Below are 14030 nucleotides of genomic sequence, written 5' to 3'. Positions count from 1 at the left end.
AATGTCTATCCAATCATTAGAAAAATATTTACCGCAAAATACACTTCAATATTTAAAAATCTGGTTTGCAGATTATTATATTCATATAAAAATTACTCGCAATAGGGATTCTAAGTTAGGAGATTATCGTAAACTTTCTGATAAGTCTCATGAAATTACGATTAATTCTACTTTAGTACCGCAGTTATTTTTCTTTGTGCTTACTCATGAATTGGCACATCTTATTGCTTTTGAAAAATATGGCAGGAGAATTTCGCCACATGGAAATGAATGGAAAGAAACTTTCAGGCAAATGTTGTTACAGAGTCTTGATGTATATGAAGAAAATTTAAAGCCGATCATTGTTAAATTTTCGAAATCTCCGAAAGCCAATTTTATGGCAAGTCCGGATCTGGTAAAATATTTTCATATTGAAAAACAGGATGATAAACTTGTATTTATTGAAAAGCTTCAAAAAGGAGACTTTTTTATTTACAGAAATGAAAAGTATCTATTAGAAGGTCTAATTAAAAAAAACTATCTTTGTAAGAACCTGGCTACAGGAAGGAAGTATTCTTTCAAGCCTTTAGCGCGGGTGGAAAAATATACATAAGAATGTCAAAATCAGATAGATATTGTGTAATTATGGCAGGAGGAATCGGTAGTAGATTCTGGCCTATGAGCACGCAGAAATTTCCAAAACAATTTCAGGATATTTTAGGAGTTGGACGTACCATGATTCAGCAAACCTATGACAGAATCAGCAAGATCATTCCTCGTGAAAATATATTTATAATTACAAATAAAGAATATATTGAGCTTTCTCATCAACAGTTACCGGAAATCCCACAGGAGAATATTGTGGGTGAACCGTTGTTGAAAAACACAGCTCCGTGTAATCTTTATATGGCCAACAAAATTGCAGAGATAGATCCCAATGCTACAATGATTGTGTTGCCGGCGGATCATCTTATTTTAAAAGAACAAACTTTTCTGGAAAAGGTAGAGTTGGCTTTTGATATTGCTTCTAAAAACGAATATCTTGTCACTTTGGGGATTACACCAACAAGACCAGATACGGGTTATGGCTATATTCAGTTTGTAAATAAGCATGATTCAGATTATTATAAAGTAAAAACATTTACAGAAAAACCGATTCTTGAAATTGCAAAAAGCTTCCTTGAAAGCGGCGATTTCCTTTGGAATGCCGGAATTTTTATTTGGAGTGCGAAAAGTATTCATCATGCTTTTGAGGCTTATCTTCCGGAAATGACACAGCATTTTATGGCTTGCGAATACAATGCGGATAGTGAAAAAAGCTGTATCGAACTTATTTATCCTAAAGTTCAGAAAATTTCTATTGATAACGGAATTTTAGAAAAGGCAAAAAACGTCTATGTTATTCCTGCCGATCTTGGATGGAGCGATCTTGGAACATGGACTTCTGTTTATGAAAATGCAGATAAAGATGAAAATCAAAATGCAGTAAAATCCAAGCAGCCAATTCTTACATATAATTCAAAAGGAAATGTAATCCGTATGAAGAATAATAATAAGGCTGTTGTGATTGATGGTTTGGAAAATTATATTATCGTTGATACAGATAAGGCATTATTAATTTGCCCGAGAGATCATGATCAGTTGATAAAAGATTACGTTCTTGACCTTAAAAGCTTCAAAAAGGGAGACAAATTCATGTAAAATAATTGGTATGCTTTCTGCGTTCTTTGAACTATGGTAAAATTTACATATAAATTCAGTGTATTCATTTTCATATTTTTAGGAATATTTTCATATTCTCAGGAGAAGAAACAGTTTTCTAATGTTTCTAGTATTTTGCAGAATATTATTCCAAATATTAAAACAGATAATTGGGTTTTAATTCATAAAAGCTACGGAAAAGATAATATTATAAAACAATCGGGAGCTGTAAAAGACTATGTTTCTCAATCTTCAGGATTTAACATTGGAATTGCTGAAGAAGATGAGTTCTATTACATCGTGTATTCTTCAGGAGGAAAAACGGACTATATTACGACCCTTGATGGTTTGAAAAAGTTTGTCGGAAAAGTAGATGATATTCAGGATGCTGCAATTTTTGCTGCGACTGAAGGATATATTATTGATGAGGAATTCAGAGATATGGCAGGAAATTATTATGAAGATAAAGCTAATTATTATTTGGATTTAGGGAAACTAACCTCTACTGAATGTCCTTATCAGAAAAAACATTTTACTTTAACGATCAGTAAGTCAACGGGTACAATTACAAATGTTAAAGATAACGGAGCTTATATTGAGCTTTATAATAAAAAATGTGCGAATAATCCGAGGCTTCTAAAAATCGAGAAAAAAGAAGAACCAAAAGATGATAAAAAGAAACCAGCAAGATCTACAAAGCGAAAATAATTTTTACGAAACAGAACGCTTGATCCTTCGTCCAATGTCTTTGGAAGATGGCGAATTTATTCTTGATCTTTATAATAGACCGAAATTCATTCAATTTATTGGAGATCGTAATTTAAAAACGATTACCGATGCAGAAAACTATATTCAAAACAGGTTTCTTCCACAGATGGAAAAACTTGGTTTTGGAAATTATCTGATGATTACAAAAGATGAAAATCAAAAAGTAGGAGCTGTCGGAATCTTCGAAAGGGAAGGTCTTGATGTTGTTGATATTGGCTTTTCTCTGTTGGATGAATTCGAAGGAAAAGGCTACGCTTATGAAGCTGCTATAAAGGTAAAATCTATTGGAATGGATGATTTTGGCTTAAAGAAAATCTCTGCGATTACCACGAAAGATAATTTTTCTTCTCAAAGATTAATTGAAAAGTTAGGATTGACGTTCCAGAAATTTGTCAATATTCCGGGAGATCCCGAAGAGTTGATGTATTATGAAACGGAAGACTAAACATTAATATCACGAATATTTTCACGAATAACAAACACTCCATAATTCGTGTCATTTGTGAAAATATTCGTGTTTTTGTGTTAAAAATTACCCTTCCAAAATCTGTTCAGCCGCAGTCTTAGAAGTTACTTTTTCAATGACTCTTGTGCAAACTCCGTTTTCATCGAAAATAAAGGTAGTTCTTACAATTCCCATATACGTTTTCCCGAAAGTCTTTTTCTCCTGCCAAACTCCGAATTTTTCAAGAACTTCATGACTTTCATCGGCAATAAGATCATAAGGAAAAGCAAATTTGCTATGAAAATTTTTCTGTTTTTTTATAGTGTCTCCACTGATTCCCAACAATTGAAATCCTGCTTTTTCTAATTGCGAGTAGTTATCACTCAAATTACACGCTTCTACCGTACAAGTTGGTGTATTTGCTTGAGGATAAAAGAAGATAACCAGCTTTTTCCCGATTAATTTTTCAGAATTTACTGTTTCTCCATCCTGATTTGTTCCTTCAAATTGTGGTAATTTATCTCCGACTTTCAACATAATGATTTAATTTTGTTCAAATTTAGTTGTTAAATGACAAAAAAACAAAGAGCAGAGCTCGTTCAGGCAGAATTAGAAAAACTATATCCTCAAGTTCCGATTCCTTTGGATCATACCGATCCCTATACTTTAATGGTTGCGGTGGCATTGTCTGCACAAACAACGGATAAAAAAGTGAATCAGGTGACTCCGGATCTTTTTGCTGTTGCAGGAACTCCGCAAAGAATGGCAAAACTGGAAGTATTTGAAATCAAAGAACTGATTAAAGAAATCGGGTTAGCAAATACAAAAGCCAAAAACCTGAAAAGAATGGCAGAACTTCTCCTGGAAAGACACAATGGAGTGGTGCCGCAAACCTACGAGGAATTGGAAGCACTTCCTGGTGTTGGTCACAAAACGGCTTCAGTCGTGATGAGTCAGGCTTTTGGATTTCCCGCTTTTCCTGTCGATACACATATTCACAGACTCATGACGCAATGGAAGCTCACTTCCGGAAAAAACGTCGTAGAAACAGAAAAAGATGCCAAAAATATCTGGAAAGAAGAAGTTTGGAACAAGCTTCACCTTCAGATCATTTTCTACGGAAGAGAATATTCTCCGGCAAGAGGAAATGGCGAGAAAGATTTTATTACAAAAATGATGTTTGAGAAAAAATAACTAAATAGCAAAGCGCTATTTAGTTATTTAAAAACAGATACAAGGCTTTTATTTTTTCTTCTTCAATAATTGCAACATCAGATCCTGTAGCAACAGTGTGATCTTTTGATCCTAGTTTCCAACTGATATGCTGAATGTTATGGTTGGATTTTGGATTTTCTGTAAGAACAAATTCAAAATCCGGAGCCCAGTCCTGTTGTAGTTTTTGGATAAGGTTATTAATCGATTCCAATCCCACGAAAGGCTCACTATTGTCACTTTCATAAAATTTGATGTCTGAAGAATAGATTTTCTCCATTAATGCAAGTCTTTCTGCTGCATTACGGTTGTTCCAGATTAGCAATAAGCTGTCTTGTAAAAGAATTGATGAGTTCATAATAATTAATTTTTAATTTTAATTTTAAATTGTAACCTTAAGATTACATTGGTAAAATTATAATTATCTGAAATCCTAAACGATGATATTTATTAAGAAATAATATTGACTTTTATCAAGAGAAAATTTTCAGCTAATTATTTCCTTAAAATGTTTTTTCGGAGTCGGCTTAAAGTTTCAGGAGAAATTCCCAGATAAGAAGCAATCATACTTTGAGGAAAACGGTTTAAAAATTCAGGGTACGATTTCACAAGATTATCATAACGTTCTTCCGCACTTAAGCTGATCGAGGAATGAATACGTTTTTGAGTTGCCACGGTTCCTTTTCTGTCAATTTCTTTTACCATTAAATCTATTGCGGGAATTTTAGCCATCAGTTCCTGAATCTGATCATGTTCGATCATAAGTACATCAGAATCTTCCAATACTTCAATATTATAAACAGAAGGCGTGTTGAAATTGTAACTTTCATAGTCGCCCAACCACCAGTTTTCAATGGCAAAACGAATGATATGTTCCTGTCCTTTTTCACTTACCGAATACATTCGTCCGGAACCTTTTACAATGAAAGACATATACTTACAAACGTCTCCTTCCTGTAAAAGATATTGTCTTTTGCGTAAATGTTTTGCTTTAAATGCAGTCTGAACAAAAATTTTCTCATCATCACTCAATGTAAGTGCCGATTTGGATTCAATATACTTAAAAAGAGGTTCAAATGGAACGGAAGCCACCGGAAAATTGTATTAAAAGTTAAATAATAACGTGAAAGTACAGAATATTTTCCAAATCACTTGATAAATGTCAAGAATAAGTTACTGCATTTGTCAATGTGTATGTTTTTACACTGTCGCAACTTTGTCACATCAAAAAGTTTAACCAAAATCTAAAAGAAAATGGAAAAAAATAGTGAAACCGGAGTGATCCGAATGAGCAGACAAGGTGCACCTTCAGTTCTTGAATATAGTTTAGAGACCATCGGAAAACCAAGTGCAAATCAAGTTGTGCTTAATCAAAAAGCAATTGCCTTAAATTTTGTAGATGTGATGTTCCGAAACGGAACTTTTCCGCTTAATAATTTTCCAGTGACCATTGGGGTGGAGGCTGCGGGTATTGTAGAATCTGTTGGAGAAAATGTGAATGAATTTACCACAGGAGACAGAGTAGGATATTTTTTCGCTCTTGGAGCTTATACAGAACGCAGGTTAATAGAAGCTTCCGAACTTATAAAAATTCCAGATGATGTTTCTTTTGATCAGGCTGCGGCAATTATGGCGAAAGGTCTTACCGCAAGAATGCTCATCAAGCAAGCTTATCCTGTGAAAAAGGGCGATACAATTTTAGTTCATGCCGCCGCAGGAGGAGTTGGCTCATTAGTAAGCAGATGGGCAAAAGCTTTGGGAGCAAATGTGATCGGAACAGTGGGAAACAGCAGTAAAAAATCGTATGCTCTAAGCCACGGAATTGACCATGTTATTTCGCTGGATACTGAAAATTTAACTGAATATGTAAAGATTTTTACCGAAGGAAATGGAGTAGATGCCGTTTTTGATGGTGTCGGAAAGGCAACTTTTAATGAGTCTCTCAATGTCATTAAAAAAGGAGGAACAATTATATTATTCGGTTCGTCTTCTGGAGCTCCCAATCTTGATGATAAAGTGTTGAATGCCGGAAAAATCAATTTGATTCGCCCTAATCTTGGAAGTTATTTCCCGCATAAAGTAAGTGTACAATTGGCTGCAAAAGAAATGTTTGATGCACTGAGAAACGGAATATTAGGAGAGATCAATCCTACAGTCTATTCCTTATCAGATGCTTCAAAAGCTCATCAGGATATTGAATCGGGAAATACAAAAGGTTCAATCATATTTCATATTTAATAAGTAAAAAATCAAAATAGTTATGTCAAAATTAAAAAATAAAACAGCGTTTGTAACGGGTGGAAGTCGTGGAATTGGAGCGGGAATTGTAAGACAGCTTGCTTCAGAAGGCGCTAATGTTATTTTCACTTATGTGAATTCAGAACAGAAAGCAGAAGATCTTGTTCGGGAAATAGAAGCCTTAGGAGTAAAAAGTATGGCCATAAAAGCAGATACAGGAAATGAAGAAGATATAAACGAAGCCATCAAAAAAGCTTCTGAATGGGGAATTGACATTTTAGTGAATAATGCAGGATTATTTGTAACAGGAGAGATTGATAATAAAGAAAGCGATTTGCCTGCGTTGAAACTTCAGTGGGAAGTTAATGTACACGGTGTTGCACATACAGTACGAAACGTTTTGCCCTTCATGAAAAACGGAGGTCGTATCATTTCAATTGGTTCTACGGGCGGAACTCGCTCACCTTATCCCGGAATTGGCGATTATGCGGCAACTAAAGCGGCTTTAGCAGCTTATACCAGAAGTTGGGCAAGAGATTTGGGAGCCAGGAATATTACGGTTAATATTATTCAGCCGGGTCTTATCGATACAGACATGAATCCTTCTGATGGACCTTTCAGTTCGCAAATGCTTCAATCTGTGGCGTGGGACATTATGGAGAGCCAAAAGATATCGGAATGGCTGTAGCTTTTCTGGCAAGTGATGAAGCGCGTTATATTACTGGTGTAACTTTAAACGTTGACGGAGGACAAACAACATAATTAAAATAAAAACCGGAGAAATTTCTTCGGTTTTTATTGATTTTAAATGTCTAATAATCTTCTGTGATAATTGATCTGTCCCAAATGATATTCCAAATGCCCAATCAAATGAATTAAAAAATATTCGGTTGTCATTGTATATCCCAAAGGTTCAAGAGGATATTCTTTTTTCAGGTCTTCTTCGGATAATTTTTCAACGGAAGAATTCACCACCTCAATGGTTTTTTCTATTTGTAGGATAAGTTCTTGTCTTGGAATGTCTTTTAAAGAAAATTCAAGTTCTCTGTTTCTTACATAACCTGTTTCCCCCAAAATTGCACCAATAAAATGACTGATATTTCCCACAAGATGAAGCGTTAAATTCCCTGCAGAATTCAGAATATTTTTATCGATTTTCCAGATAATTTCTTCGCTCTGATACGATTCTATTTCTGTTTTTAATTTGTTTAAATCTCTTGTGAAAAGTGATTTTATACTTTCTACCATTTTTTCTATTTAATTTTTGTTTTAAAATATCCTTTAAAATTTTTCGTGACTAAGGAATCCAGATCTGTGTTATAATCTATAAATCCATAAATGCTGTCATTCTTCTGAAATTTAGTACCATTAAGAACCAGTTTCTGAGAATTGGGATGAGTTTTAATAAATTTAATTTCACCCTTTAACGTTTTCGGATCAATATCTTTAATTAAAAACTGATTATTAAAAACCTTTACCAAAACACCGTTTCCAAAATATCCATTGTGATTATTAAGCCAAATGTTGATGGTATCTCCATTGTATATCGTTTTACATTTATAATCATCGAACTGAAAAAATCTGTATTTTTTTTCCAAAGAATAAAATCCTCCGTAAAATCTAGTATAAAATCCAGCTTCCTGAATGATATTTGCTGTTCTCGTTGAGCTTTCAACTTTCTCACTTTTAAATAATTGCAGTTCAGGATATTTTGAAAGAAGCTTAAATGTCTTGTTTTTACTTAAATTTTTATCAACCGTAATTTTTTCAAACTGTTCGACTTTCTTGCTTTCGGATCTACAGCTTAAAAAACATAACCCTACAATGAAAATTATAATGAAACGCAGCGCTTTTATCATGGTTTGATTTAAAGTATAAAGCTAACAAAAAAGCCACAAAAATTAATTTGTGACTTCATTATTTTAATGAGGAATTTCTTCCACCAGAATTTCATTTCCGGCTTTATCATAATATGTACAACTGAATTTATCCAGATCAACAATCCATTTTTCTATTCCTGTTTCTGCACAATCTTTACAAAACTTAATATAATCCGTTTCTCCTCTTTGATGACTTTTCAGCTGTTGACTGAATTTATCTTTATCGGTTTGATTTTCAATGAGTAAATCATCATATTTAGGTTGGGAATTCGTGGTGAAACCATTTTCTCCAAAATATTCTGTGTGACTGTCTTTCACCCAGGTTTCAAAAGATTTTACCCCTAGTTTTTTAATTTCCTGAATATAATTCGGAAAATCTGCGCCCGATTGTACTTTGCTGTGAGCGTTTTCGATTTGTTCTACTGTAAACATTTTTTCGTTGTATTTTTTATTAATTTAAATTTTAACTACAAAAGGAACAAAAGATCATTTTAAATAAATAAAAAAAGGATTAAAAAAGTTTTCAAAAGCCTATGCCTTCTTTCATTATCTTTAAAAATTTATCTAAATCTTTTGCCTCTTTTGCGGTTAAAATATTATTTCTGTTTCTTCGCCCAAAGTTCCATTTTTCTGTTCAGAACATCCAAAGGAAGGCATCCCTGACTTAAAATTTCATCATGGAATTTCGCCAGACTAAATTTATTGCCCAATTCTTTCTGATACTTTTCTCTCAATTCACGAATTCTCAAAGAACCGATTTTGTATCCTAAAGCTTGTCCCGGCATCGCCATATATCTTTCCACTTCGGCAGTTGCTCCCGCTTCGTCGTAAGAAATGTTGCTTAGGAAATATTTGATAGCTTCTTCTCTCGTCATTTTTCCTGTGTGCAAACCTGTATCTACAACCAATCTCACGGCTCTTAACATTTGATCACTCAGATACCCCATTTTTTGGTAAGGATCCGTATACAATCCGAATTCAGGACCTAAAGTTTCACAATAATGTGCCCAACCTTCACCATAAGCTCCAAACCAGCCGAACCTCATGAATTTCGGAAGTTTTGTATTTTCCTGTTGAAGAGAAACCTGATAATGATGCCCCGGAATTGCTTCGTGTAAAAACAAAGATTCCATTCCTGAAGTCACATTAAATTTCGACGGATCCGGAAGCGGAACATAGAAAATTCCCGGTCTTTTTCCGTCCGGTGTTCCCTGAATATATTCTGCACTCGCGCTCGCTTCCCTGAATTTTTCAGTTTGTCTGATCTCAAATCCTGTTTTCGGCGTTACAGAGAACATGGTTTTCAGCTTTGGAGTAATTTTCGTTAAAATTCCATTAAATGCAGCCAAAACTTCTTTTGAAGTCTTGTAAGGCATTGCTTTCGGATCTGTTTTTACAAAATTGATGAATTCTTCCAACGTTCCTGTGAAACCAACTTCTTGTTTTACTTTCTCCATTTCTCCGCGAAGCATCGCAACCTGTTGAAGTCCGATTTTATTGATTTCTTCGGGAGTTTTATTGGTTGTCGTCCAGCTTTTTGCGTAGTATTGATAGATTTCTTTTCCATTTGGTAAACTGTTGTAGCCATCTGTATCTCTGGCTTTTGGCAGGTACTCTTTTTCTAAGAAATTGCCCATTTTAGTATAAGCCGGAATGATTTTTTGTATAATGGCGTCTTTGTAAAGTGCTGAAAATCTATCTTTTTGCTCTTTTGTGAAGTTTTTCGGGAATTTTCTTATCGGTCCGTAGAAAATGTTTTTATCTAAATCTACCGTTGTAATTTCTTCCGCTCTCATTTGAGGAATCATTTTTACAACAAGTTTTTTAGGCAAAACCATTTTATTGTTAATTCCTTCGCGGAAATTATCAGTTGCAGCATTCATCCAGTCCGGAAATTTCTCCATTCTTTTCAGCCAGTCGGTATAATCTTTTTCTGTTTTAAAAGGCTGACTTCCTTCTCCGCTTCCATACAAAGGGAAATTCAGTGGAAGACCGCCAAATTGTGTAAAAGGAATATATTCCGGATGATAAGCATATGCCTGAATTTTATCTTTTAAAGTATAATCCAACACATCAAAAACTACCTTATCTTCGTCGGAAAGATTTTTATAATCAACATTTTCCAGTTGTTTTTCCACCGAATTATAAAAGGCAACTTCTCCGGAAATAAAATCTTTGTCAATATTAATAGGAAGCTGATCGTTGTACCTTAGATCTCCTTGTGAAGTCGCATCCAAAGGATATAATTTCAAATATTGCTCGTAATAATTTGCGGCAATGGAATCCATATTTGACGGCGTTACTTTCGTTAATGGAGAATCAGATTTTTTGCAGGAAGCGAGGCTTATCATGAGACCAACTCCCAAAATACTTTTCGATAAAATGTTTTTCATTTTCCAGAATTCTTATATAAAAACAAATGTAAATATTAAAAGTAGAATAGTGGCAAAAGATTGTTTTTTGAAAGAATAATTTCTTAAAATAGTAACAGTCGGGTTTTTTGATCATAGTTTTTCGAAAAATTAAATCAAATAATAATCTCAATCTTTCTAACATTTCAAAATTTCCCCTTATTTCATCATGAAAATATGGTTTTTAGACAAAGTCATTATTAATTATTGACAATTTTTTAAAAATAATTTTCAAAAAATTTTACACAACCAATCTATTTTTTATCTTTGTTGAAAACGTTTAACAATCATATTATTACAGTTCTTTTTTTAAGAAATAATGAAAGGGATTTTAAAAATTTACCATCCGGAGGAAACGCTAAAGTACAATATTAGAAATACTTATTGTAAAGCAGTTTACAGCAACCAGCAGCATTTTTTAGAGGTTGAAATCATTACGGATGACAGTTTGGATCACGTAGATGATGATTCATTACAATACAATTTTCCGCAACTCTCACTGGAGATTTTCGATTTTCCTATCGATTCTGCAGAAATAGAAGGAAAAACCATTACAATCAACGATTCTGATGAAGATACCTACACGGAAGTAGATCTTTTCGACGATGAAGAGGCGTTTATCTATGATAATGAGCTTTTATTCGAGAAAAGTGAAGACGGTGAGCTGCAGGTCATCTGGAAAGGAACCATCGATGATTTCTATACAGGATCTGAAACCCCGATTCCTTTTAGGCTTAAATGCGAATTCAAGCAAGACGATATTGAGATAGACGAGGATTAATAAGATCTTCACCTTTCGATTTTATAAGTAAATTTCTTTTCAAATATTTTTGGAGAGAAATTTGCTGTTTATGAAAAATAACAAAATTTAAGTTGTTTTTAAGCAATTTTTAAGATAGGGATTAATAATATTCCACTACTTTTGTCGTTAAAACTTTTATAAAATAAACATTAATGCTGTTAACGGAACTTACTCAGATGTTATTTGCACAGGTAGCTGCACCTACAGTTGCTGCAGAAGATTTAGAATTTTCATTTTGGAAGATCATGTTCCACGGAGGGGCTTTCGCTAAGATAGTGATGGTAACTGTGTTGGCTCTTGGTGTATTTTCCGTCTATCTTTTCTTTGAGCGTTTTTTCTTTATTAAAAGATTAACCTCTAAAACAGATTCTAATTTCATGGATAATATTGAAGATTTTATCAAAGAAGGTAAAATCGAGTCCGCTGCAGATTATTGTAAAAGACAGAATTCACCGGAAGGAAGAATTTTAGAAAAAGGAATTTCAAGACTGGGTCGTCCTGTTTCTGATATTGTAAGCGCAATGGAATCTCAGGCTCAGGTTGAGGTGGCAAACATGGAGAAAAACTTAAACCTTTTGGCGGTTGTTCCGAGTATTGCTCCGATGTTGGGATTGTTGGGAACGGTTATCGGGATGATTATTGCGTTCTTTAATTTATCTCACGCAAGTGGATCTTTCTCTCCAAAAACGTTATCTGAAGGTATTTATACGGCATTAGGACAAACTGCGGTTGGTCTTGCGGTAGCGATTCCGGCAAACTTTTTTTACAATATTTTGTTAACGAGAATTGATAAATTTGTATTAAAGGCTCAGAATATGTCAGGAGAATTTTTAGATCTTATCAATAAACCATTATAATTTTTTCTTATGAAAATTCAGAGAAGAAATAAAGCAAATCCGGAATTCAGTTTGGCGGCGATGACAGACGTTATCTTGCTGATGCTGATATTCTTTATGATAACTTCATCGGCAGCAAATCAAAGCGCTATTGATGTAAAGTTACCAAAAGCCGGAGCGGTGGATGATAATATTCCGAATCCTTTGACGGTAAGCATAAAACCTGACGGATCGTATTTTGTAGACGATAATCCGGTAAACAAAGGTGAGCTGGAACAAGTGATTGTGAATAAATTAACCAATCAGGCTAATAAATCTTTTACAATCAGGGCAGATGAAAACACAATGCATAAAGATGTGGTTTTTGTAATGGAAATTGCTGAAAAAAATAAATTCAATATCGCCATTGCAACGGTTAAAGATAAATAGTACCTCCGAAAATATCGGAAAAGATCATTTTAAGATGAGAAGCTATATTGTAAACAAAGACGAGGAAAACAGAGACAGGGTAAAAAGCGCATTGCTTTCGATCCTGATTTGGTCTGCGATCTTGTTATTTGTTTTTTTATATAAATTAAAACCCGAAGTTGAGACAGAACCTGAAGTTGTCACCACAATGTTGGTGAATTTCGGCGACAATAGAAACGGAAATGGAGTAGAAGAACCAGCCGATCAGCCGGGAAGTTTAGCTGCACCGACAGAAGAAGTAACTCCTGAACCTGTAGAAACAGCAGTTCCTGAAACAAAAACAGTGATAAAACCTGAGCCACAACCTGAAACCAAAAAATCGGAAGCAAAGGAGAAAATTATCACAGGAAATAACGCTAAAGTTTCTGTTCCTAAAAAAGAAGAATCCAAAAAATCTGATAAAGCTACAGCTGCAAGTACAAGCGCAACAAAAAATACTAAAAAATCGGGAGCAACGACTGCCAATTCAAAAACCGGAAATGGTGATGGAAAAGGAACTGCAGCGATCGGAAACCTTATTAGAGGTCGTGGAACAAAAGCAGGAAGCCAAGGCGATGGTGAAGGAATCGGAAATAATGGAGATCCTTTAGGCGGAGATGGAAATGGAGACAGTAAAGTCGGAATCGACAGAAGATTAGTCCGATTTATTCCGGGAACGATGGGAAGAGGCGGATCGCAACCAGCAAACAGTTGTACCGCAAGTGGAACGATTACAGTTGCTTATACAGTTGATAAAGCCGGAAATGTGGTTTCTGCAAGACGATCAGGCGGAACTTCTGATCCTTGTATCAGTTCAAATGCTGTATCTTGGGTTAAGAAATATGTAAAAGCTGAAAAAGCGAGTGTTTCTTCCACCGGAACTTATAAAATCACATTCTAAAAATACAAAAGCACTTTATTCAAGTGCTTTTTTTATTTCTGAAATTCTGTTGATTACCGGAAGTGCAAAAATTCCGCTGGTTTGGAGATACAGTTCGTAGAAAGTTTTTGCTTTGTCTAAAAAATCATTATTCTGATGTGCCTTACCATTAAAATAGAAAAGATTTCCCAGCATTTCGTAATAATCTTTGTGATCTCTTTCCTGTCTTTCGTTGACGATTTCGATGATTTCTTCTTTTGATTTAGATGAAAGTGTCGTAAAATCGAATTTGAAAATATCTTTCATCAACGTATCAAAATCCAGTTCTTTCTGCATTAAACTTTCTTCAGGTTTGTCTAAAATCAGTTTTTCTAATGCTTGAGTTAACTGACGTATTAATCTTAGTGTAAATTCTTTATCTGTTATCATAT

The 14030-nt window shown here is 34.4% G+C and carries 20 protein-coding genes; 12 read left to right on the top strand and 8 right to left on the bottom strand.

Features of this window, described 5'->3' with window-relative positions:
* Position 1: 1 nt before the first annotated feature.
* The 4 genes from ABD940_RS09510 to ABD940_RS09495 are packed head-to-tail and all read left to right on the top strand — an operon-like array spanning position 2 to position 2893.
* Positions 2-592: a SprT-like domain-containing protein gene (locus tag ABD940_RS09510; RefSeq protein ID WP_345202886.1), complete on the top strand. Its 591-nt coding sequence runs from the start codon at positions 2-4 to the stop codon at positions 590-592.
* Positions 593-594: 2 nt separating this feature from the next.
* Positions 595-1680 (top strand): mannose-1-phosphate guanylyltransferase, encoded by a 1086-nt coding sequence (locus ABD940_RS09505; RefSeq protein ID WP_345202885.1) that lies wholly within the window; start codon positions 595-597, stop codon positions 1678-1680.
* A gap of 33 nt (positions 1681-1713) precedes the next feature.
* A complete protein-coding gene (locus ABD940_RS09500) occupies positions 1714-2388 on the top strand; it encodes a hypothetical protein (RefSeq protein ID WP_345202883.1) in 675 nt (224 codons plus the stop codon).
* On the top strand, positions 2348-2893 hold the full coding sequence (locus tag ABD940_RS09495) for a GNAT family N-acetyltransferase (RefSeq protein WP_345202881.1): 546 nt from the start codon (positions 2348-2350) through the stop codon (positions 2891-2893). Before ABD940_RS09500 ends, ABD940_RS09495 begins: the two co-directional genes overlap by 41 nt.
* An 87-nt stretch (positions 2894-2980) precedes the next feature.
* Here the strand turns inward: ABD940_RS09495 and bcp are convergent, their stop codons facing one another.
* On the bottom strand, positions 2981-3430 hold the full coding sequence (gene bcp, locus ABD940_RS09490; protein ID WP_345202879.1) for a thioredoxin-dependent thiol peroxidase: 450 nt from the start codon (positions 3428-3430) through the stop codon (positions 2981-2983).
* Between the two features lie 33 nt (positions 3431-3463).
* Between bcp and ABD940_RS09485 the strand changes: the two genes are divergently transcribed.
* Positions 3464-4087, top strand: a complete 624-nt coding sequence (locus ABD940_RS09485; protein WP_345202877.1) for an endonuclease III domain-containing protein — start codon at positions 3464-3466, stop codon at positions 4085-4087.
* A gap of 19 nt (positions 4088-4106) precedes the next feature.
* On the opposite strand, the gene ABD940_RS09480 is transcribed toward ABD940_RS09485, so the two are convergent.
* A complete protein-coding gene (locus ABD940_RS09480) occupies positions 4107-4463 on the bottom strand; it encodes a hypothetical protein (RefSeq protein WP_345202875.1) in 357 nt (118 codons plus the stop codon).
* Positions 4464-4600: 137 nt separating this feature from the next.
* Positions 4601-5197: a Crp/Fnr family transcriptional regulator gene (locus ABD940_RS09475; RefSeq protein WP_345202872.1), complete on the bottom strand. Its 597-nt coding sequence runs from the start codon at positions 5195-5197 to the stop codon at positions 4601-4603.
* 162 nt (positions 5198-5359) lie between these two features.
* Between ABD940_RS09475 and ABD940_RS09470 the strand changes: the two genes are divergently transcribed.
* From ABD940_RS09470 to ABD940_RS22895, 3 genes are read left to right on the top strand one after another with little or no spacing between them, the layout of a single operon-like run.
* Entirely contained in the window at positions 5360-6343 is a 984-nt protein-coding gene (locus ABD940_RS09470; RefSeq protein ID WP_345202870.1) for a quinone oxidoreductase family protein, read from the top strand.
* 22 nt (positions 6344-6365) lie between these two features.
* A complete protein-coding gene (locus ABD940_RS09465; RefSeq protein WP_345202867.1) occupies positions 6366-7031 on the top strand; it encodes an SDR family NAD(P)-dependent oxidoreductase in 666 nt (221 codons plus the stop codon).
* Positions 7022-7105, top strand: a complete 84-nt coding sequence (locus ABD940_RS22895) for an SDR family oxidoreductase (RefSeq protein WP_425550367.1) — start codon at positions 7022-7024, stop codon at positions 7103-7105. The genes ABD940_RS09465 and ABD940_RS22895 overlap by 10 nt, the downstream gene beginning before the upstream one ends.
* 42 nt (positions 7106-7147) lie before the next feature.
* Here ABD940_RS22895 and ABD940_RS09460 read toward each other — a convergent pair whose 3' ends face one another.
* The 4 genes from ABD940_RS09460 to ABD940_RS09445 all read right to left on the bottom strand — a co-directional run bounded on the left by ABD940_RS09460 (position 7148) and on the right by ABD940_RS09445 (position 10616).
* On the bottom strand, positions 7148-7591 hold the full coding sequence (locus tag ABD940_RS09460; protein WP_345202865.1) for a DinB family protein: 444 nt from the start codon (positions 7589-7591) through the stop codon (positions 7148-7150).
* 5 nt (positions 7592-7596) lie between these two features.
* Positions 7597-8202 (bottom strand): hypothetical protein, encoded by a 606-nt coding sequence (locus ABD940_RS09455; RefSeq protein WP_345202862.1) that lies wholly within the window; start codon positions 8200-8202, stop codon positions 7597-7599.
* 63 nt (positions 8203-8265) lie between these two features.
* Positions 8266-8655: a DUF1398 domain-containing protein gene (locus tag ABD940_RS09450; RefSeq protein WP_345202860.1), complete on the bottom strand. Its 390-nt coding sequence runs from the start codon at positions 8653-8655 to the stop codon at positions 8266-8268.
* A 164-nt stretch (positions 8656-8819) separates the two neighbouring features.
* Positions 8820-10616 carry a DUF885 domain-containing protein gene (locus ABD940_RS09445; protein ID WP_345202857.1) on the bottom strand — a complete coding sequence of 599 codons (1797 nt, stop codon included), beginning with the start codon at positions 10614-10616 and terminating at the stop codon, positions 8820-8822.
* Between the two features lie 337 nt (positions 10617-10953).
* Here ABD940_RS09445 and ABD940_RS09440 point away from each other — a divergent pair, with 337 nt between their 5' ends.
* The 4 genes from ABD940_RS09440 (at position 10954) to ABD940_RS09425 (ending at position 13620) form a co-directional block, all read left to right on the top strand.
* A complete protein-coding gene (locus tag ABD940_RS09440; protein WP_345202855.1) occupies positions 10954-11415 on the top strand; it encodes a hypothetical protein in 462 nt (153 codons plus the stop codon).
* 173 nt (positions 11416-11588) lie between these two features.
* Positions 11589-12293, top strand: a complete 705-nt coding sequence (locus tag ABD940_RS09435; RefSeq protein ID WP_345202852.1) for a MotA/TolQ/ExbB proton channel family protein — start codon at positions 11589-11591, stop codon at positions 12291-12293.
* A gap of 9 nt (positions 12294-12302) precedes the next feature.
* Positions 12303-12701 carry an ExbD/TolR family protein gene (locus ABD940_RS09430; RefSeq protein ID WP_345202850.1) on the top strand — a complete coding sequence of 133 codons (399 nt, stop codon included), beginning with the start codon at positions 12303-12305 and terminating at the stop codon, positions 12699-12701.
* 34 nt (positions 12702-12735) lie between these two features.
* Positions 12736-13620, top strand: coding sequence for a ferric siderophore ABC transporter substrate-binding protein (locus tag ABD940_RS09425; RefSeq protein WP_345202847.1), 885 nt, complete (start codon positions 12736-12738; stop codon positions 13618-13620).
* A 15-nt stretch (positions 13621-13635) separates the two neighbouring features.
* On the opposite strand, the gene ABD940_RS09420 is transcribed toward ABD940_RS09425, so the two are convergent.
* Positions 13636-14028: a hypothetical protein gene (locus ABD940_RS09420; protein WP_345202844.1), complete on the bottom strand. Its 393-nt coding sequence runs from the start codon at positions 14026-14028 to the stop codon at positions 13636-13638.
* Positions 14029-14030 lie beyond the last annotated feature (2 nt).

Source organism: Chryseobacterium ginsengisoli (assembly GCF_039542325.1).
In the GTDB taxonomy this organism is placed as follows: Bacteria; Bacteroidota; Bacteroidia; order Flavobacteriales; family Weeksellaceae; genus Chryseobacterium; species Chryseobacterium ginsengisoli.
This window is presented reverse-complemented; position numbering and strand designations above follow the sequence as displayed.